Genomic DNA, 19,254 nt, shown 5'->3' with positions numbered 1-19,254 from the left:
TCAGTTTCCCCGTCCGTTAAAGGTGGTGTCCTTATAGGCCCGCTCGCCGCTTTGCAGATCTTCGACCCAGATGCGGACCGGCGTTGAATCCGCGCCGGCCGGAGCGGTGTCCTTGGAGGCAAGGATATACACGCGTTGCAGCTGGGCCGTGTCCGCCGTCACGTTGACGGTATCAAGGTTTGTCCCTTCGATCACCACCCGCATCGCCGGATCACCGGCCAGCGACAGTTTAAACAGACGATCCTCGCCATGTTTGTTGCGCAGGCGCACATCATAGGTGTTGCGGATCGTGCCGTCGGACAGGGTGACAAATGTCGGGTTTCGCACCGGTGCCACGGTCAGGTCGATATCGGACCGGATGAACAGGGCAAACAGCATCGCGAAACCAACCGCCGCCCAAAGCCCTGTATACATGATCGTGCGGGGCCGCAAAATATGCTTCCACACGCTCTTGGGGGGCTCACCTGACCGTTCGCGGGTCTCATCGCTCAGCGCCATATAGTCGATCAGGCCCCGGGGCTTACCGATCTTGGCCATCATATCATCGCAGGCATCGATACACAGCGCGCAGGTGATGCACTCCAACTGCTGACCGTCCCGAATGTCGATGCCCACCGGGCAGACATTCACACAGGCCATACAGTCGATGCAGTCCCCCAGCTCGGAATCCGCCGTGCGCTTGCCTTTGCCGCGCGGCTCGCCCCGCCACTCGCGATAGCCGACGACCAGCGTATCCTCGTCCATCATCGCGGCCTGAATGCGGGGCCACGGGCAGGCATAGATGCAAATCTGTTCGCGCGCGAACCCGCCGAACAGGAAGGTTGTGCCGGTCAGGATCAGAACCGTCGTATAGGCCACCGGATGCGCGTTGCCTGTGACCAGATCACGCGCCAGCGTTGGCGCATCAGCAAAATAGAAAACCCAAGCGCCCCCGGTCGCCAGACCGATCAGCAGCCACACGGTCCATTTCGTCACCCGCAGCCGCACCTTGCGGAAATCCAGCTTTTCCTGACGATGCAGCCGCAACCGGGCATTCCGGTCGCCCTCGATCCAGCGCTCGACAAGGATATAGAGATCGGTCCAGACGGTCTGTGGGCAGGCATAGCCGCACCACACACGCCCCAACGCCGAGGTGAACAGGAAAAGACCCAGACCGGCCATGATCAGAAGGCCGGCCACGAAGTAGAATTCATGCGGCCAGATCTCGATCCAGAAGAAGTAGAACCTGCGATTTGCCAGATCCAGCAAGACGGCCTGATCCGGCAGGCTTGGCCCACGATCCCACCTGATCCATGGCGTGACATAGTAAATGCCCAGAGTAACCGCGAGAATGATCCATTTCAGGTTGCGAAACGGTCCGGAAACGCGCCGGGGAAAAATGGGCTCCCTTGCAGCGTACAGGCTGGGGGCGGGGTCGGAATCGCTCACGGGCAAGCTCCAGATGTGGCTGTTTTTGGGCGTCTTGTTCCAGATCACAAAGATAGGCTCTTTGACATGGGTCAAAAGCGCATCGCACAGACACCTTTTGTCACATCCTAGCAGCTTGCCGCCTGATCCACCCAACAAAAGTTCTGACCGAGGGACGAAGGGCCGCATCCCCTGTCACAACGAAATAGCCGCGCTCACCGGGCTCGCGGAACAGTTCGACAAGACGGCCCGATGCAATGTCACCTTCGACAAAATGTCGCGCTGTCACGGTTACTCCCTGCCCGGCACGCAACCCGTCCAGCAGCAAATTCCCCGGCAAAGCGATACGCCCGGCACGGGGTCCGTGTGCGACCCCCTGCCGCGCCAGCCACGATGTCGCCTCGGTGGTGCCGAGTTCCTCAAGCCACGGCAACTGGCTCAGTTCATCCGGTGTCATCGCGGTCCTGCCGTCCAGCAAAGATGGCGCGGCTACGATCACGATCGGGCTTGCCAGCAGCATCTGCGCGTTCACGCCGGACCAGTTTCCCGTGCCATATCTGATCGCCACGTCCACGCCACCCGGCCCAAGGCTGACCAGCGCGGGGGACGGATCCAGCACCAGAGGGATGTCCGGATGCTCTGCCTGAAACGCGGGCAGTCGCGGCATCAGCCAGGATGCGGCAAATGACGCGGTCAGCGAGACGTGGACGGGGCGGTCTTCGGCAAGCTGCATCAGGTCGGCCACGGCGTCTCCGATGGCGCCAAATCCAAGATGCAGGGCGCGGGCCAGTTTCTCGCCCTGGGGTGTCAGGGTCAGGGACTTTCCGCTCCGGTCCAGCAGAGCGGCGCCCAGATGCTTTTCCAGCGCGCGCAATTGCTGACTGATGGCAGCATGACTGACATTCAGCGCCGCGCCGGCCCTAACGACATTTCCCGCCTCGGCAAAGGCAGAAAAGGCCTTTAGCGACGCAAGGGGCGGCATCTTCAACCAGTCCATATGTAAGCCCTGATTACATACTGAAATGCCAATTGAGTCGCATTTCTCTGGCCCGGGGTCAATCTTGGTTTCAATCGAAACCCAATTCAGGAGAGGTCTGATGCTCTCAATTCTCGCAAAATCCTTCATGGTCGCCACCAAGACGGACACGGGCGGCGAAACACGCAAACGCGAATGGCTGCCGGAAAGTCACTGGTGGAAAGAAGACACGCGCGCGGATCGTTCCAGGCGGAAATGACAGGTCCTCTGGACCGGATCGGAACGGATCGGTAATCTGCGAAAAAAGCACCGGCTGTTCAGGAAACGCGCGAACAGATGGAACAGCCGGTGCCGCAACCTTCGGGCGGCAAGCCGTACGAAGGTATTCTTTTGCCGTTACTGACCGCCACCCAACTGGTGAACATAGGCCGTTACAGCGCGGATCTGCGCGTCGGTCAGACGGTTTTCCCAGGCGGGCATCACGCCGAAGCGGCTGTATGTGACCGTCTCGGTCAGCGCCTCTTCGCTGCCGCCGTAAAGCCAGATCGCGTCGGTCAGGTTCGGCGCGCCCTGAAAGACATCGCCCTTGGCGTCATCGCCATGGCAGACCGCGCAATTGTCCTCATAGACAACCTTGCCTGCCTGCGCTGCCGCGTCGTCGGTTTGCGCATTGGTCAGCGACATGACGTACTGAACCACCTGCGTGATCTCTTCACCTTCAAGGATTTCACCAAAGGCCGGCATCTCGGAATAGCGCGCATCGTCGCTTTCCTCGTTCCGGATGCCATAGGCGATTGTGGTTTCGATATCCTCAAGCGAACCGCCCCAAAGCCATGCGTCATCCAGCAGGTTCGGGAAACCCGGCGCGCCCTGCGCACCCGATCCGTGGCACTGAGCACACCAGGTCCGGAAGACCGCTCCGCCCGAGTTGACGGCATATTGCTGCAACTCGGCATCCTTCGAGATGTCTTCCAGCGGCGTTTCCACCAGTTTGGCGTTCCACGGCGCGTTGGCTTCTTCGAACGCCACCATCTCTTCCTGAACCAGAGCCCGCGACGACCAGCCCAGCACACCGGCTGTTGCCGATTGCACCAGCGGCCATGCCGGGTACATGACGGTGTAGATCACGCCCCAGAAGATGGTGGCGTAGAAAGTCCACAGCCACCAGCGCGGCATCGGATTGTCGAACTCTTCGATGCCATCCCAGGAATGTCCGGTTGTGTTTGGATCGCCCGGCAGTTTTTCAGATGGTTTGCTCATTTCCGCGCCTCCTCGGATGTGGCCGGTTTATCTTGGTGCCGGAACGGGATGTTGGCGGTGTCCTTGTATTCCTTGCTGGCACCGGGGCGGAACACCCAGATCACGATACCAATGAAGAAGACGAACAGAACAAGCAGCATCCAACTGTCCGCGAACTGCCGTAAGAGAGTATATTCTTCCATCACACCCTCCTTCAGCGGTTGGCGACCGGGGTGAAGGTCGAGAAATCGACCAGCGTACCCAGCATCTGCAGATAAGCGACCATCGCGTCGGCCTCGGTCAGCTCGGGCTGACCATCGAAATTGCGCACGCTGACCTTGTCGCCATAGCGTTCCAGCAACCCGTCAAAATCGCTGTCCGGGTCGGCCTGCGCGCGGAAGTCGGCCTGCGCGTTCTCCAGCATCTCTTCGGTATAAGGCGTGCCCAGAACCGCGTTGGCTTTCATGATGTCAGCGATGTATTTGCCGTCGATCTTGCGATGCTCCAGAAAGCCGTATTTCGGCATGACCGATTCCGGCACAACCGACTGCGGATCGCGCAGGTGGTCGATATGCCACTGGTCCGAATAACGGCCACCGACACGGGCCAGGTCCGGCCCGGTCCGCTTCGACCCCCATTGGAACGGGTGATCGTACATCGACTCGGCCGCCAGCGAATAGTGGCCATAGCGTTCGACCTCATCCCGCATCGGGCGGATCATCTGGCTGTGGCAGACATAGCAGCCTTCGCGGATGTAGATCTCACGCCCCGCCATCTCAAGGGGGGTGTAAGGGCGCATGCCCTCCACCTTTTCGATGGTGTTCTCAAGATAGAACAGCGGGGTGATCTGCACGATGCCACCGATGGTCACGACCAGAAAGCTGAAGATCAGCAGGAGGGTCGCGTTGGTCTCGAGGATCTTATGTTTGTCGAGAATTGCCATTGCTCCGGCCCTCCTTATTCAGCCGGGACCGCGACGGTCAGGCTGGCCTCTTTGGCCGGCGCTTTCCGCACAGTCATCCACAGGTTGTAGCACATGATCACCGAGCCGGCGACGAACAGGACACCGCCCAGCGCACGCACCACGTACATCGGGAACTTGGCAGCCACGGTGTCGGCGAACGAGTTCACCAGGAAGCCGTTGGCATCCACTTCGCGCCACATCAGACCTTCCATGATACCGGTGACCCACATCGACGCGGCGTAGAGCACGATGCCGATGGTGGCGAGCCAGAAGTGCCAGCTGACCATCTGCAGAGAATACAGACGCTCGCGCTTCCACAGGACAGGCACCAGAAAGTACAGCGCACCAAAAGTGATCATGCCGTTCCAGCCTAGAGCTCCCGAATGCACGTGACCAATGGTCCAGTCGGTGTAGTGAGACAGGCTGTTCACTGCACGGATCGACATCATCGGCCCTTCAAAGGTGGACATGCCGTAGAAGCCAACCGAGATCACCATCATCCGGATCACCGGGTCGGTGCGCAGTTTGTCCCAGGCGCCCGACAGGGTCATCAGACCGTTGATCATACCACCCCACGAAGGCATCCACAGGATCACCGAGAACACCATGCCCAGCGTCGAGGCCCAGTCGGGCAGCGCGGTATAGTGCAGGTGGTGCGGACCGGCCCAGATATACAGGAAGATCAGTGCCCAGAAGTGGATGATCGACAGTTTGTAGCTGAACACCGGACGCTCGGCCTGTTTCGGTATGAAGTAATACATCATGCCCAGGAAGCCCGCGGTCAGGAAGAAGCCCACGGCGTTGTGGCCATACCACCACTGGATCATCGCGTCCTGCACACCCGACCAGACAATGACCGATTTCGAACCCCAGATGCTGACGGGGATGGTCATGTTGTTGACCAGATGCAGCATGGCGACGGTGACGATGAAGGCCAGATAGAACCAGTTCGCCACATAGATATGGGGCTCTTTCCGCTTGATGATCGTGCCGAGGTAAACGGCCAGATAGGCAACCCAGACGATGGTCAGCCACAGATCAACATACCATTCGGGCTCGGCGTATTCCTTGGACTGAGTGCCGCCCAGAACATAACCGGTCGCCGCCAGCACGATAAACAGCTGGTAGCCCCAGAATACGAACCACGCGAGGTTCCCACCCCACAGGCGCGCGGCGCTGGTGCGTTGCACCACATAGAACGAGGTCGCGATCAGCGCGTTGCCGCCAAAGGCAAAAATAACGGCCGAAGTATGCAACGGGCGCAATCTGCCAAAATTCAGATAACCCTGCGCCCATTCGAAATTCAGCACCGGAAAGGCCAGCTGGAACGCGATGAAGGTCCCTGCCAGAAATCCTACAACGCCCCAGAATGCGGTCGCGATCACGCCATAGCGGATCACGTCGTCCATGTACTCTCCCGAACGATCGACAAGAATATCTGGCTCATCCGTGTTTCGAAGCGTCCAGATGAACAACCCACCGGCGATCAGCATCACCAGAATTGCGTGCACCTGATACGCCAAATCGCGTGCATAATTGGTTCCGATCGCGGCAAATACCACGACCAGACCAAGCACGATCAGCTTGATGTAATTTGACATATTGCGTCCCTTTGCCATGCCCCGCGCGATTCTTGTTTGTCGCAGGACCCTTTTGACTGGCTGCCGTTTTGTCGAACAGTGGCCAGAACTGCTTTGATCTGTGTCAAGACAATAGCCTGATTTCTGTGACAATCGTAAACAAACAACTGGGCCATCAGGCCGCAGCCCGACACGCCCCCAAGGCAAGAGGTCAAAATATGGCTTACAAATCCCTTCTCACTGTCATGACAGACGCCAAACAGGGCGAGCTGGCGCTGACGCAGATGGCGGCTCTTGCGGGTGCGCAGGACGCGCATGCCGAAACCCTCTGCCTGGGCGTCGACCGCAGCCAGACCGGGTATTACTATGCCGGGGCCAACGCCCTGATCCTTCAGGAAACACTAAGCCGCGCCAATGCCGAGGCCGACGAATTGCTGGCGCATGCAAAGGACTACCTTTCCAAGACCAGTATCCGCTGGTCCGCGGAAAGCGGCGTGGCACAGATTGCCGATATCGGCCGCCATGTCGCCCACCGTGCCCGGTTCGCCGACCTTGTTATCCTGCCGCAACCCTACGGAGAAGACCGCGGCGCCGAGGCCGAGCCCATCGTCGAGGCGGCCATGTTCGAGGGCCATGCGCCGGTTCTGATCACACCGGATGATACGAAACCCGTCGAGCGCCCGGGCACGATCCTGATCGGATGGAACGAAAGCGTCGAAGCGATGCGCGCCATTCGCCGGGCGCTGCCCTTCCTGAAGCAGGCCGAACTGGTGCGCATCGTGGTGATCGACCCGCCGCGCCACGGGCCGGACCGCTCGGATCCGGGGGGGATGCTGTCGCAAATGCTGGCCCGCCATGGGGTGAAATGCGAAATCGACGTGCTGAGCAAGACCATGACACGGGTGTCGGATATCCTGAATCGCCACGCCTCCGATACCGAGGCGGACATGATCGTCATGGGCGCGTACGGCCACTCCCGGTTCCGCGAGGCGATTCTGGGCGGTGCGACCCGCAATATGCTGGAACAATCCCTGGTGCCGGTATTTCTGGCCCACTAGGCAGCGCGTGTCCGAAGAAAAAAACCGCCCATCGGGGCGGTTTTCACCCGCGCCGCACCAGCCCGATCAGAAACAGCAGGATAACTGCACCAATCGTGGCGAAGAGGATTGAAGAGAACAATCCGCCACCGACGGCAAACCCCAGCGCCGGAAAGATCGTTCCGGCCAGAAACGCGCCCACGACTCCGACAATGATATTGCCGACCAGGCCAAACCCGCGGCCTTCCATGATCTTGCCCGAAAGCCATCCGGCAACGGCGCCGATGAACAACATCGCCAGAATACTACTGAATACCATGGCCTGCTCCTGCGCATTGTTTCTCAGGGCGTCAGTAAATCACGACCTGCGCGTCCAGTCACGCCATGACGGGCTCAGACCAGAAACCCGCCATCCGAATCGTCGCCCGCCTCTTCCATCAGGCGCCCCATATCCGGAATGGTGACATGGCGCTTGCCTTCCAGGGTGATGACCTCGTCCTTTTTCAGGGCTGAAATCTGCCGGCTGACCGTCTCCAGCGTCAGCCCGAGATAGTCGGCCATCGCTTCGCGCGTCAGGGGCAGGTCGAACACGATCGGTGCCGCGCTCCCGTTTTGGCCGATCGACGCATCGCGGCGGGCGATGATCGACAGAAGGCTGGCGATCTTTTCGCGGGCGGTCTTGCGGCCCAGAACCAGCATCCATTCGCGGGCGGCATCAAGCTCATCCAGGGTCATCTGCAGCAGCCGGTGCGCAATGTGGGGCGTGTTGCCCATCAGCTCCTCGAACGGTTTCTTGCGGAAACAGCACATGACCAGATCGGTTGTCGCCTGCACGTCATAGGGCGCCGTGTCGCGCCCCGGCCGCCCTACGAAATCGCTGGGCAGCAAAAGGCCCACCATCTGCGTGCGGCCGTCTTCCATCGTCTGCGTCAACGAAGCGATCCCCGAGACGACGGATCCCACGAAATTCATCTGGTCCCCGGACCAGATAATCGTCTGCCCGGCCTCGAAACTGCGATAATATTTAATCCCTTCAAGCTCTTCCAGCTCGTCCGCATCGCAATGGGCGCACACGGCCCGGTGCCGGATTGGGCAATCTGCACAGTTCGTATGGTCGAATTTCACAATCGGTGTCATGCACGTTTCCACTTGATCTCGGTCAAGGTATCTAGGCGAGCCGTCCTTTAACGGTATCGCCATGATAGTGAAACCACAATTGGCCAAGCTTGGACTATTTGACGCGAAAGTCCCGCGTTACACAAGCTATCCCACCGCCCCGCATTTCAGCAACGATGTGGGGTCAAGCCTTTATGCTGACTGGATTTCCGGGATCAAACCGGGCAGCGCCGTGTCGCTGTATATCCATGTTCCGTTCTGCCGCCGGCTGTGCTGGTTCTGTGCCTGCCGGACGCAGGGCACGCAGACGGACAACCCGGTGATTGCCTATGTGGATGTCCTGAAGGCGGAACTGGATCTGCTGGCCGAACGCCTGCCCGCGGGCGTCACCCTGTCGCGCCTGCACTGGGGCGGCGGCACGCCAACCCTGCTGAACCCCGACCTGATGCGCGATCTGGCCGCCCGCATTCTGGATGTGGTGCCGCTGGGGCCGGATGCAGAATTTTCGGTTGAGATCGACCCGAACGAGATTGATGAGGCCCGGCTGGACGCGCTGGCCGAGGCCGGCATGAACCGCGCCTCGATCGGCGTTCAGGATTTCGACGATGAAATCCAGAAAACCATCGGACGCATTCAAAGCTATGACACCACCCGCGCGGCCGTGGACATGATCCGCGCACGCGGTATCGCCAGCCTGAACGCGGACATTCTGTATGGTCTACCGCACCAGACCAAAACCCGGATGACGGAGAGCGTGCAGAAATTGCTGTCGCTCAGCCCGGACCGGGTGGCGCTTTACGGCTATGCGCATGTGCCCTGGATGGCCAAGCGCCAGCAGCTGATTCCGTCGGATGCCCTGCCTACCCCCGAACAGCGGCTTGACCTGTTCGACACGGCACGCCGCCTGTTCATGTGGGACGATTACGCCGAGATCGGCATCGACCATTTTGCAAGGCAGGATGACGGCCTGACCCATGCACTGCGGACCGGCCGGCTGCGGCGGAACTTTCAGGGTTATACTGATGATCAGGCCGACATATTGATCGGCGTCGGGGCCAGCTCAATCTCGCGCTTTCCGCAGGGATACGCGCAGAACGCGCCGGCGACGTCGGCCCATACCAAAGCAATCCGAGAGGGCCGCTTCTCAACCTCGCGCGGGCATCTGTTCAAGGGGCAGGACGTTCTGCGCGCCCGGCTGATCGAAGCCCTGATGTGCGATTTCCGCATCAGCTCGGCCGAGATTCTGCGTGATCACGACATCTCGGCCACTGCATTGCAGGACATGTACAGAAACGCCAACGCCGCGTTCGACGGCTTTCTGCGGATCACCGATGACGGCCTGTTCATTCCGCCCGAAGCGCGCGCGCTGACCCGTATGATCGCCCGCAGCTTTGACGCCTATGACCTGAGCAAAGCCGGCCACAGCTCAGCAATCTGACCCGACAAGAGGACAGGGCTTGACGCGGCGGGTCGGTTTTTTCCACACTCGCAGGGCGGGCATCATCCCGCCCGCGCCCGAGGCAGGCCGAGTACAAGACATCCCGTGCCAACGCATCCGCGTCAGGCCACCCCTTTCGCGCAGCCGTTCTGCAACCGGAAAGAGGGACAACACCCATGCGCGTTTTCACCGTCCTCGGCCCCAGCCAATCGGGCAAGACCACTCTGGTCGAGGCCATTAGCCGCCTTGACGACCGACCCACCACATTCGACGTATCCGGAACCGTGCATTTGCACGGTTTTTCTTACTTGGGCGAGCCCTGGTGCGCCGTCGATGTGGACGGTGGCGGCGACAACCTGGCCTATGTCGGCCCGGCCTTGGCAATTTCGGACGCGGCGGTCATCGTTGTGCCACCGGACCCGAATGCCGCCGTTCTGTGCGCACCTTACCTGCGACTGGTTGAAGAGGCGGGCATTCCCTGTTTTCTGTTCATTAACCGGATGGACAATCCCAACGGCCGAATCCGCGACATCATCTCGTCCCTGCAGACCTATTGCGCGCACCACATCACGCTTCGCCAGGTTCCGATCCGCGACGGGGACACCATCGTGGGCGCCGTCGATCTGATCTCGGAACGGGCGTGGAAGTATCAGGAAGGCAAACCCTCGGCCCTGATCGAACTGCCGCAGTCCGTCGAAGACCGCGAACAGGAAGCCCGGACCGAATTGCTGGAGACCTTGTCGGATTTCGATGACAACCTGCTGGAGCAACTGATCGAGGACAAGCAACCGCCCAGCGCGGAAATCTATGACCTCGCCGCGCAGGTTTTGCAGAACCATCAGCTGATTCCCGCCTGCCTGGGCGCGGCCAGCCATGGCAACGGCCTGACCCGCCTGATGAAGGCTTTGCGGCACGAGGCGCCGGAATTCGATATTGCCGCCGGCCGCGACGAAGCCGCGGAAGACGCGCGCGCCATTGCGGGCTTTGCCGATGTCAAAAAGCACATCGGCAAGATCGTGGTGCTGCGCGGTTTGGGTGCAGGCGTCAAGGCGCATGAAAACCTGGGCGGTGAAACGGTCGGCAACCTGACCACGCTGGATGCCAAGACACAGATTTCCGAAATAGAAGCCGGGCAAATCGGGCTGGCCGTCAAGTCCGATCACCTCAATCCCGGATACCTGTACGACAGCAGTTCGTCGACCCCACTGCCCGAATGGGCGGCGTCCCACCCCGCCGCGCACCGGCAGATCGTTCTGCCGGCGCACGAGCGCGACGATGTGCGCCTGTCCAACGCATTGTCCAGGTTGGTCGAGATTGATCCGGGCCTGCAACTGGCACAGGACGAACTGAGCGGTCATGCCATTCTGGGCTCGCAAGGGCCGCAACATATGCGGCGCGTCACCGCCAAGCTGGACGAAGATTTCGGGATCGAGATCGGGACCGAACAGGTCGAAACCGCCTATCGCGAAACGATCCGCGCGCCGGTCGAGCACCGGCACCGCCACCGCAAACAATCCGGCGGCGCGGGACAATTTGCGGACGTGGTGATTTCGATTGCGCCAATGCCGCGCGGATCGGGGTTCCAGTTCGAGGAAATCGTCAAGGGCGGCGCGGTGCCCAAGAACTATATCCCCTCGGTCGAACACGGGGCGCAGGACGCGCTGGCGCAGGGTCCCGAAGGGTTCCCGGTTGTTGACGTCAAAGTCACGCTGAGCGATGGCAAGCACCATAACGTGGACAGCTCGGATTATGCGTTCCGCACAGCCGGCAAGAACGCGGTGCGCGAGGCGTTGCCACAGGCCAAGCCCGTGGTTCTGCAACCCATCCTGAATGCCGAGATTCACCTGCCGTCAGATTTCGTTGGTGATCTGGTTCCGACCATCAGTTCGCTGCAAGGTCAGGTTCTGGGTTTTGAAGGCAATCCCAACGCGTCCGGGTGGGAAATATTCAACGCCCAGCTTCCTGCCGTTGCCGAAGACGAGCTGCATCGCACCCTCGCCAGCGCCACGCGCGGCACCGGTTGGGTGAAGCTGAGCTTTGATCACTATGAGGAACTGCGCGGACCGGTGCCAAAAGGGGCCGATCGCGAAAAAGCCAGCGCCTGAGTTACGGTGGCGGGCGGATTTCAGCCCGCCGCCGCTATCAGTTCGCGGGTGTAGTCGGTTTGCGCGTTTTCAAACAGGTCTTCCGCCGATCCCATCTCGATGACATCCCCGTTCCGCATGACGATCACGTTATGCGACATGGCACGCACGACCTTCAGGTCATGGCTGATGAACAGATAGGCCAGACCGTATTTCCGCTGTAGGTCACGCAGTAGATCGACAATCTGCACCTGCACGGTCATGTCCAGCGCACTGGTGGGTTCGTCCAGAACCAGCAGCTTGGGCCGCAGGACCATAGCGCGCGCGATGGCGATGCGCTGACGCTGCCCGCCCGAGAATTCGTGCGGATAACGGTCCATCGCGGCCGGGTCCAGACCAACTTCGGTCATCACTTCGGCCACCAGTTCCCGCGGGGCGCGGTGAGGGTCGACATTATGGATCGCCAGCCCCTCGGCAATGATCTGCTGGCACGTCATCCGTGGGCTGAGACTGCCGAAGGGGTCCTGAAACACGATCTGCATGTCCTTACGCAGCCGGCGCAGCTCACGCGTGGACCAGCGGCGCACATCCCGGTCGCGGAAGGTTATGCCGCCCTCGGATGCGATCAGCCGCATGATTGCCAGCGCCAGCGTTGTCTTGCCTGATCCGCTTTCGCCCACGATGCCCACCGTTTCACCCGCGCGCACGCTGAGCGTGGCATCATTAACCGCCTTCACGTAACCCACGGTGCGTTTCAGAAACCCGCGCTGGATCGGGAACCAGACCTTGAGGTGATCGGTGCGCGCAACCTCTTCGGCATCTGTCGCCACCGGGTCGGGATGACCCGAGGGTTCAGCCGCCAGCAGCTTGCGCGTATAGGGGTGTTGCGGGTTGTCGAAAATTTTCGCGGTGGCACCGGTCTCGACAATCTCGCCGTCCTTCATCACGCAGACCCGGTCGGCAATGCGGCGCACGATGCCCAGATCGTGGGTGATGAACAGCATTCCCATATTCTCGGATTTCTGCAGTTCGGCCAGCAGTTCCAGTATCTGAGCCTGAATGGTGACGTCCAGTGCAGTCGTCGGTTCATCAGCGATCAGAATGTCCGGCTTGTTGGCCAGCGCCATCGCGATCATGACCCGCTGGCGCTGCCCACCGGACAGTTGGTGCGGATAGCTGTCCAGCCGCTCATGCGGATCACGGATGCCCACCTTGGTCAGCAGTTCGACGATCCGGTCGCGGGCCGCGTCGCCTTTCAGCCCCTGATGCAGGGCCAGCGACTCGGCCATCTGCTTGTGGATCGTGTGCAGCGGGTTGAGCGACGTCATCGGCTCCTGAAAGATAAAGCTGATGTCGTTGCCGCGCACATCCATCAGCCTGTCCTCGGATGCGCCAATCATCTCCTGCCCGTCATACCGGACCGAGCCCTCGACCAATGCGCTGTCGCCCAGCAAGGACACGGTGGACAGGGCCGTTACCGACTTGCCCGATCCCGATTCACCAACCAGCGCGACGGTCTCGCCGCGGTCCACGGTGAAGGACACGCCCCTGACCGCCGCCGAAACCTGTCCGTCCTGCCGGAACGAGACCTTGAGGTTGTTCACGTCGAGCAGGCTCATGAAAAGGTCTTTCTGGGGTCAAACGCATCGCGGACGCCTTCGAAGATGAAGACCAGCAGCGACAGCATGATGGCAAAGGTGAAGAACGCGGTGAATGCCAGCCATGGCGCCTGCAGGTTCTGTTTCGCCTGCAGCGTAAGTTCGCCCAGTGACGGGGCCGAAGACGGCAAACCAAAGCCAAGGAAATCGAGACTGGCCAGACCGCCGATTGTGCCAGTCACTATAAAGGGCATAAAGGTCAGCGTGGCCACCATGGCGTTGGGCAGCATGTGGCGGAACATGATGGTCATGTTGCCCACGCCCAGCGCCCGCGCGGCGCGCACATATTCAAGGTTCCGCGCGCGCAGGAATTCGGCGCGCACGACGCCCACCAGACCCGTCCAGCCGAACAGGATCATCAGCGCCACCAAAAGCCAGAAACTTCGTCCCAGAATGGCAAACATGATGATGATCACATAAAGCGACGGCGTGGCGGACCAGATTTCAATGATCCGCTGAAAGATCAGGTCCAGCCAGCCGCCGAAAAAGCCCTGAATGGCCCCGGCGAATATTCCGATCAGACTGGCCGCGCCGGTCACCAGCAGCGTGAACAGGATCGACAGCCGGAAACCATAGATCACCCGCGCCAGAACATCGCGCTTGGTGTCGTCGGTGCCCAGCAGGTTCTGCCCGTTGGGCGGCAGGGGGGCCGCGCCGGGACGATCCACGCTGGTGTTGTAGGAATAGGGGATCAGCGGCCAGATGGCCCAGCCGCGCTCAAAGCCTTCGGCCTCATACGTCCCGGCCCTGATCTGGTCGACAATCCCTTCGGGGTCGTCGAAACACTGTTCCAGCCCACCGCTGTCGATCAGGCATTTCACCTCGGGGTCGCTATAGATCGCCTCGGTCTGGAAATCGCCGCCGAACTCGGTCTCGGCATAGAAATTGAAGATCGGGGTGTAGAACTCACCCCGGTATTTCACCAGGATCGGCTTGTCGTTGGCAATAAACTCGGCAAACAACGACAGGCCGAACAACACCGAGAAGATGATCAGGGACCAGAACGCCCGGCCATTGCGTCGGAAATTGCGCCAGCGGCGCTGGTTCAGCGGGGAAAGCGACATCTACCCCTCCCGCTTTTCGAAGTCGATGCGCGGGTCCACCAGCACATACATCAGGTCGCTTATGATCCCGACAACCAGACCCATCAGGCCAAAGATGAACAGCGTGCCGAAAATCACCGGGTAATCGCGGGCCACGGCGGCCTCGAACCCCAGACGGCCCAGCCCGTCCAGCGAGAATATCGTTTCGATAATGATCGAACCGCCAAAGAACACGCCGATGAACACGGCCGGAAAACCGGCGATGACGATCAGCATCGCGTTGCGGAATACGTGCCCATAGAGAACCTTGCCCTCGCTCAGCCCCTTGGCGCGGGCGGTCATGACATATTGTTTCTTGATCTCGTCCAGAAACGAGTTCTTGGTCAGCAGTGTCAGCGTCGCAAAGGCCGAAATGGTCAGCGCAATGATGGGCAGCGTGATGTGCCAGAAATAATCCGCGATCTTGCCGAACAGGCTGAGGCTTTCCCAGTTATCCGATGTCAGCCCGCGCAGCGGGAAAATCTGCCAGTAGGACCCGCCGGCGAACAGAACCAGCAGCAGGATCGCAAACAGGAAACCGGGGATGGCATAGGCCACGATGATCGTTCCGCTGGTCCAGGTGTCGAATTTCGATCCGTCCTTCACCGCCTTGCGGATACCCAGCGGGATCGACACCAGATAGGCGATCAGGGTCGACCACAGGCCCAGCGAGATTGAAACCGGCATCTTCTCAAGCACCAGATCGATAACGCTGATCGAGCGGAAATAGCTCTCTCCAAAATCCAGAACCAGGTAATTCCCCATCATCGTCAGGAACCGTTCGACCGGCGGTTTGTCGAATCCGAATTCCTTTTCCAGATCTTCGATGAACTCTTTCGGCAGTCCGCGCGCACCTATGTATTCGCTGTCAGAGCCAAATGTCTCTTCGTTGGTGGCCCCTTCGCCCCCTGCGAAACCGGCAAAGACATCGCCTTCGCCCTGCATCTGCGCGAGAATTTGTTCGATCGGTCCGCCGGGAACGAACTGCACCAAAGTGAAATTGACGATCATGATGCCCAGCAATGTTGGTATCACCAACAGCAGGCGTCTGAGAATGTATGCTCCCAAGGGTTTGCTACCTCAACGCACCAGCGGCCTTCAGGGCCTCGTATTTTTCTTCGTTGAACCACCAAAAATCCAGATAGCCAAGCCCCCTTGGCGGCAATTCTTCCGGGTGCTCGTACATGTCGTAATAGGCAACCCAGTGTTCGGCGACATATCCGGCGGGGATCTGAATGCGCCGGAACCGCAGGGCGCGATCCAGCGCCTGCAGGGCCGCGATCTCTTCTTCGCGCGATTTGGTGTGCAGGGATTGCTCGATGATCGCGTCGATCAGCGGGTCCTGCAGCGATTGTGGGTTATACGACGACACGACAGCGGTTTCAGACCCATAAGCCTGTTTCAGCGCGGTGCTGGCCACCTCAAAGGGCTGGTTCCGGAAGAACATCATGTCCCAGTCCTTGTCGTAGTAGCGTTGGGTGTACTGGGCGGTGTCCACTTTCTCGGCCTCGACGGACACGCCGAAATTCCGCAGGGTTTCGACATAGGTTGTAATGATCGCTTCGACAGTATCGGAGGACGCACCCGACAGCATGATCTTGAACTGCATCAGATCGCCATCCGCATTGCGCAGCTTGCCGCTTCCATCCACGGTCCAGCCCGCCTCTTCGAACAGTTTCAGCGCGCGGCGTTTGTTGCGACGGTCCGTTGGTCGGGCCGGGTTGGACGAATGGGCCAATACCGCCTCTTCCGTCATCAGCTCGGCCGGTACGACATCGCCCAGGCCTTCCAGAAACGCCTTCTCTGCCCCTTCGGGCACGCCAAAAGCCTGAACTTCGGAATTTTCCGAGAACGAGTGGCGCTGCGTCGTCAGCCCATATTGCAGCGAGGCCGAGGTCCAGTCGAAATTGAATGCCAGTCCCAGCGCCTCACGGACTTTGATATCCGTGAAGGGTTCACGCAGGAAATTGAACACGAACCCGGAAGCCGCCGGCGGCGTCATGTCGGGCAGCGTCTCAAGCTTGACATACCCTTTCTCGACGGCGGGGAAATTATACCCGGTCGCCCATTTCTTGGTGCTGCCTTCGGCCCGGAACGTATAAAGACCCGCTTTGAACGCCTCAAACTCGGCGGCGTCATCCGCAAAATACTCGACGCGGACCCGCTCGAAGTTATGCCGCCCCTTGTTGATCGGCAGATGCCAACCCCAGTAATCCGGGTTGCGTTTATAGACGATGAACCGGTTGGCCTCATAGCTGTCGACCACGTAAGGCCCGCTGCCCATCGGGGTGTTCCAACTCTGCTTGTCCAGCCTTTCACCCGTTCTTTCGTACCAATCCTTCGAAAAGACCGGTGTATTGCCGACCTGCGAAATCAGCGATCGGCGGGATATGCCATCGACGAAATTGTACTTGATGGTGTGATCATCAATGATCTCGTAACCCTTGATGCGTTGCTTGACGGCGCGGGAATAGCTGCGGATCGCCTGTTCCAGAAACAGATCGTGGGTGAAGGCGGCGTCATGCGCCGTCAGCGCGGTGCCATCAGCGAACCGGGCTTCGGGGCGCATATGGAAGACGCACCAGGTCTTGCTGACCGGATATTCCACCGCCTCGGCGATCAGGCAATATTGCTCGGTAATGCTGTCGGCCGGGGTCGAGGTGCCAAAAGGTCCGTCCCCGAACATGCCCTCGGCGATCAGCCCGGAATACAGCCCGGCCTTGCCCTGCCAGTTGAACCGGTTCATGCCATCGAACGTGCCGCGCGTGCTGACCGAAATCTCGCCCCCGACCGGCGCATCCGGGTTTACGTAGTCGAAATGCGTATAATCCGAGGGGTATTTCAGGTCGCCGAAAAACGAATAACCATGCGCCCGGATAACCTCTTCCTCTTCAACGCCAGCGGCAAATCCGGGAAGGGCGGGCAGGCTTGTTGTCAGCGCGCTGGCCCCCAGCAGTTGCAAGGTGGTTCTGCGGTTCATGTCGAACCTGAAGGTCCGGGACTCATTTTTCGCCATAACTGCCTCTCCTGCGGTTCGCATTAACCTTTATCTTGCCCGCGCCAGCTAAAAGACCAGCACTGACAGTTGCAAGTTTAGAATGCGTGAACGCTTTGTGAAGTTATACTTAGACAAAAAATAAAGCCGCTGCACTTGGCAGCGGCTTTGAATTTTGCGCGCGTGATCGCCGGATCAGTTGCCGATGGTCTGCAGATAGGCAATCAGATCGGCCCGTTCCTGCGGCTTTTTCAGGCCGGCAAAGCTCATCGATGTGCCCGAGATATAGGCGCTTGGGCGTTCCAGGAACGCGTCCAGCGCTTCGGGCGTCCAGTTGCCGCCATGCGCCTGCATGGCCGCCGAATACCCGCCGAAGCCTTTGGCCGACGCAACCGGGCGGTCAACCACACCATACAGGTACGGACCGGTGCCGTTGGCGCCATCTTCCAGCTTGTGGCAGGCGGTGCATTTGCGGAACACGCGGGCGCCCTTTTCGGGATCCGCCGCTGCCAGCATATCTTCGAACACCACCTCTTCGCCGTCGGCGCTTTCGCCCGCGCTCTCGGTTTCGATGATGTAAGAGGCCGTCTCGCCATGCCCATCGGCGTGGTAGAGAGCCTCGGCACCCCATTTGGCCAAAAGCAGCACCAGGAAGGTGCCAAACAGGCCTGCTGCGGCCTTGGTAACTGTCATCGTGTCGAACATTGATCGCGAGTCCATTTCAGCTGTCTGCGGGGTGTCTAAGGCTTCCCCTGACAAGAGGCAAGGTATAGACACCGCGACTAAACGCCCAATTCAAGAACTTGTTGCACGGAATCGACCAAATGACCAAACGTATCGCATTTCAGGGGGAACCCGGCGCCTATAGCCACGAGGCCTGCCGCAATGCCCGCCCCGATATGGAGGCCTTGCCCTGCCGCACTTTCGAGGATGTGATCGAATCGGTCCGCGCCGGTGACGCCGATCTGGCGATGCTGCCGGTCGAAAACACGACCTATGGACGGGTGGCCGATATTCACCGTCTGCTGCCCCATAGCGGGCTGCATATCATCGACGAGGCGTTCGTCCGTGTTCACATCAACCTGCTGGCGGTGCCCGGTGCAACGCTGGCGGATGTCACCGAGGCGCATTCGCATCTGGTCCTGCTGCCACAATGCGCGGGGTTCCTGAAGAAACATGACATCCGCGGCCGGGTCAGCCCCGACAACGCCCGCGCCGCGCGCGAGGTTTCGGAACAGGGTGAGCTGCACTCGGCGGCTCTGGCCAGCGAACTGGCCGGCGAAATCTACGGGCTGAACGTTCTGGCCCGCCATATCGAGGACCGCGACAACAACACCACCCGGTTTCTGGTGATGTCGCGGCAGGCGGATATGTCACGGCGAGGCGAACACGGCATGATCACCAGCTTCGTGTTTCAGGTCCGCAACATTCCAGCGGCGCTGTACAAGGCGATGGGCGGCTTTGCGACCAATGGCATCAACATGACCAAGCTGGAAAGCTACATGGTCGACGGATCCTTCACCGCGACCCAGTTCTATGCCGATATCGTCGGGCATCCGGACGACCGGAGTGTGAAGCTGGCCATGGAAGAGCTTGAGCATTTCACCACCAATGTCGAAGTTCTGGGCGTCTACCCGGCGGCCCGGCCCCGCGGCTGACACCCGGCAGGTTTACAAAG

18 protein-coding genes are annotated in these 19,254 nt (G+C 60.1%); 5 read left to right on the top strand and 13 right to left on the bottom strand.

Annotation, left to right across the window (positions count from 1 at the left end):
* Both ccoG and ACR0D8_RS19450 read right to left on the bottom strand, forming a co-directional pair.
* Positions 1–1,428 (bottom strand): cytochrome c oxidase accessory protein CcoG, encoded by a 1,428-nt coding sequence (ccoG, locus tag ACR0D8_RS19455; protein WP_480649025.1) that lies wholly within the window; start codon positions 1,426–1,428, stop codon positions 1–3.
* A gap of 100 nt (positions 1,429–1,528) precedes the next feature.
* On the bottom strand, positions 1,529–2,404 hold the full coding sequence (locus ACR0D8_RS19450; protein WP_480649023.1) for a LysR family transcriptional regulator: 876 nt from the start codon (positions 2,402–2,404) through the stop codon (positions 1,529–1,531).
* 100 nt (positions 2,405–2,504) lie between these two features.
* Between ACR0D8_RS19450 and ACR0D8_RS19445 the strand changes: the two genes are divergently transcribed.
* Positions 2,505–2,642 carry a hypothetical protein gene (locus ACR0D8_RS19445; RefSeq protein WP_475157769.1) on the top strand — a complete coding sequence of 46 codons (138 nt, stop codon included), beginning with the start codon at positions 2,505–2,507 and terminating at the stop codon, positions 2,640–2,642.
* Between the two features lie 137 nt (positions 2,643–2,779).
* On the opposite strand, the gene ccoP is transcribed toward ACR0D8_RS19445, so the two are convergent.
* From ccoP to ccoN, 4 genes are read right to left on the bottom strand one after another with little or no spacing between them, the layout of a single operon-like run.
* Positions 2,780–3,643 (bottom strand): cytochrome-c oxidase, cbb3-type subunit III, encoded by an 864-nt coding sequence (ccoP, locus tag ACR0D8_RS19440; protein ID WP_475157767.1) that lies wholly within the window; start codon positions 3,641–3,643, stop codon positions 2,780–2,782.
* Positions 3,640–3,825, bottom strand: coding sequence for a cbb3-type cytochrome c oxidase subunit 3 (locus ACR0D8_RS19435; RefSeq protein WP_480649021.1), 186 nt, complete (start codon positions 3,823–3,825; stop codon positions 3,640–3,642). Before ACR0D8_RS19435 ends, ccoP begins: the two co-directional genes overlap by 4 nt.
* An 11-nt stretch (positions 3,826–3,836) precedes the next feature.
* A complete protein-coding gene (ccoO, locus tag ACR0D8_RS19430) occupies positions 3,837–4,565 on the bottom strand; it encodes a cytochrome-c oxidase, cbb3-type subunit II (RefSeq protein WP_480649019.1) in 729 nt (242 codons plus the stop codon).
* 14 nt (positions 4,566–4,579) lie between these two features.
* A complete protein-coding gene (gene ccoN, locus ACR0D8_RS19425) occupies positions 4,580–6,187 on the bottom strand; it encodes a cytochrome-c oxidase, cbb3-type subunit I (protein ID WP_480649017.1) in 1,608 nt (535 codons plus the stop codon).
* A gap of 197 nt (positions 6,188–6,384) precedes the next feature.
* Here ccoN and ACR0D8_RS19420 point away from each other — a divergent pair, with 197 nt between their 5' ends.
* Positions 6,385–7,224, top strand: coding sequence for a universal stress protein (locus ACR0D8_RS19420; protein ID WP_480649015.1), 840 nt, complete (start codon positions 6,385–6,387; stop codon positions 7,222–7,224).
* Between the two features lie 43 nt (positions 7,225–7,267).
* Here ACR0D8_RS19420 and ACR0D8_RS19415 read toward each other — a convergent pair whose 3' ends face one another.
* Positions 7,268–7,522 (bottom strand): GlsB/YeaQ/YmgE family stress response membrane protein, encoded by a 255-nt coding sequence (locus ACR0D8_RS19415; protein ID WP_480649013.1) that lies wholly within the window; start codon positions 7,520–7,522, stop codon positions 7,268–7,270.
* A 74-nt stretch (positions 7,523–7,596) separates the two neighbouring features.
* The gene (fnrL, locus tag ACR0D8_RS19410) at positions 7,597–8,340 is read right to left on the bottom strand and encodes a transcriptional regulator FnrL (protein WP_475157757.1); all 744 of its coding nucleotides are present in this window, start codon (positions 8,338–8,340) and stop codon (positions 7,597–7,599) included.
* Between the two features lie 61 nt (positions 8,341–8,401).
* Between fnrL and hemN the strand changes: the two genes are divergently transcribed.
* Both hemN and ACR0D8_RS19400 read left to right on the top strand, forming a co-directional pair.
* The gene (gene hemN, locus ACR0D8_RS19405) at positions 8,402–9,757 is read left to right on the top strand and encodes an oxygen-independent coproporphyrinogen III oxidase (protein WP_480649011.1); all 1,356 of its coding nucleotides are present in this window, start codon (positions 8,402–8,404) and stop codon (positions 9,755–9,757) included.
* A 176-nt stretch (positions 9,758–9,933) separates the two neighbouring features.
* Complete coding sequence (locus ACR0D8_RS19400) at positions 9,934–11,862, top strand: elongation factor G (protein ID WP_480649009.1); 1,929 nt, start codon at positions 9,934–9,936, stop codon at positions 11,860–11,862.
* A gap of 20 nt (positions 11,863–11,882) precedes the next feature.
* Here ACR0D8_RS19400 and ACR0D8_RS19395 read toward each other — a convergent pair whose 3' ends face one another.
* The 5 genes from ACR0D8_RS19395 to ACR0D8_RS19375 form a co-directional block, all read right to left on the bottom strand.
* Positions 11,883–13,460, bottom strand: a complete 1,578-nt coding sequence (locus tag ACR0D8_RS19395) for an ABC transporter ATP-binding protein (RefSeq protein WP_480649007.1) — start codon at positions 13,458–13,460, stop codon at positions 11,883–11,885.
* Complete coding sequence (locus tag ACR0D8_RS19390; RefSeq protein WP_480649005.1) at positions 13,457–14,563, bottom strand: ABC transporter permease; 1,107 nt, start codon at positions 14,561–14,563, stop codon at positions 13,457–13,459. Before ACR0D8_RS19390 ends, ACR0D8_RS19395 begins: the two co-directional genes overlap by 4 nt.
* The gene (locus ACR0D8_RS19385) at positions 14,564–15,649 is read right to left on the bottom strand and encodes a microcin C ABC transporter permease YejB (protein WP_475157746.1); all 1,086 of its coding nucleotides are present in this window, start codon (positions 15,647–15,649) and stop codon (positions 14,564–14,566) included. It abuts the gene before it with no gap.
* 7 nt (positions 15,650–15,656) lie between these two features.
* Positions 15,657–17,597, bottom strand: a complete 1,941-nt coding sequence (locus ACR0D8_RS19380; protein ID WP_475157744.1) for an extracellular solute-binding protein — start codon at positions 17,595–17,597, stop codon at positions 15,657–15,659.
* A 174-nt stretch (positions 17,598–17,771) separates the two neighbouring features.
* Positions 17,772–18,281, bottom strand: a complete 510-nt coding sequence (locus tag ACR0D8_RS19375) for a c-type cytochrome (protein WP_475163378.1) — start codon at positions 18,279–18,281, stop codon at positions 17,772–17,774.
* Between the two features lie 119 nt (positions 18,282–18,400).
* On the opposite strand from ACR0D8_RS19375, the gene ACR0D8_RS19370 reads away from it, so the two are divergent.
* The gene (locus ACR0D8_RS19370) at positions 18,401–19,234 is read left to right on the top strand and encodes a prephenate dehydratase (RefSeq protein ID WP_480649003.1); all 834 of its coding nucleotides are present in this window, start codon (positions 18,401–18,403) and stop codon (positions 19,232–19,234) included.
* The last annotated feature ends 20 nt before the right edge of the window (positions 19,235–19,254 follow it).

The organism is Ruegeria sp. BG10 (genome assembly GCF_056538575.1).
This window is presented reverse-complemented; position numbering and strand designations above follow the sequence as displayed.

Bases quoted from the DNA above. Each gene is read 5' to 3' on its own strand.
- ACR0D8_RS19400 (WP_480649009.1), top strand. From the start codon at position 9,934: ATGCGCGTTTTCACCGTCCTCGGCCCCAGCCAATCGGGCAAGACCACT.
- ccoN (WP_480649017.1), bottom strand. From the start codon at position 6,187: ATGTCAAATTACATCAAGCTGATCGTGCTTGGTCTGGTCGTGGTATTT.
- ACR0D8_RS19395 (WP_480649007.1), bottom strand. From the start codon at position 13,460: ATGAGCCTGCTCGACGTGAACAACCTCAAGGTCTCGTTCCGGCAGGAC.
- ACR0D8_RS19450 (WP_480649023.1), bottom strand. From the start codon at position 2,404: ATGGACTGGTTGAAGATGCCGCCCCTTGCGTCGCTAAAGGCCTTTTCT.
- ACR0D8_RS19370 (WP_480649003.1), top strand. From the start codon at position 18,401: ATGACCAAACGTATCGCATTTCAGGGGGAACCCGGCGCCTATAGCCAC.
- ccoP (WP_475157767.1), bottom strand. From the start codon at position 3,643: ATGAGCAAACCATCTGAAAAACTGCCGGGCGATCCAAACACAACCGGA.
- ACR0D8_RS19435 (WP_480649021.1), bottom strand. From the start codon at position 3,825: ATGGAAGAATATACTCTCTTACGGCAGTTCGCGGACAGTTGGATGCTG.
- ACR0D8_RS19380 (WP_475157744.1), bottom strand. From the start codon at position 17,597: ATGGCGAAAAATGAGTCCCGGACCTTCAGGTTCGACATGAACCGCAGA.
- ccoO (WP_480649019.1), bottom strand. From the start codon at position 4,565: ATGGCAATTCTCGACAAACATAAGATCCTCGAGACCAACGCGACCCTC.
- fnrL (WP_475157757.1), bottom strand. From the start codon at position 8,340: ATGACACCGATTGTGAAATTCGACCATACGAACTGTGCAGATTGCCCA.
- ACR0D8_RS19420 (WP_480649015.1), top strand. From the start codon at position 6,385: ATGGCTTACAAATCCCTTCTCACTGTCATGACAGACGCCAAACAGGGC.
- ACR0D8_RS19375 (WP_475163378.1), bottom strand. From the start codon at position 18,281: ATGTTCGACACGATGACAGTTACCAAGGCCGCAGCAGGCCTGTTTGGC.
- ACR0D8_RS19415 (WP_480649013.1), bottom strand. From the start codon at position 7,522: ATGGTATTCAGTAGTATTCTGGCGATGTTGTTCATCGGCGCCGTTGCC.
- ACR0D8_RS19390 (WP_480649005.1), bottom strand. From the start codon at position 14,563: ATGTCGCTTTCCCCGCTGAACCAGCGCCGCTGGCGCAATTTCCGACGC.
- ACR0D8_RS19445 (WP_475157769.1), top strand. From the start codon at position 2,505: ATGCTCTCAATTCTCGCAAAATCCTTCATGGTCGCCACCAAGACGGAC.
- hemN (WP_480649011.1), top strand. From the start codon at position 8,402: ATGATAGTGAAACCACAATTGGCCAAGCTTGGACTATTTGACGCGAAA.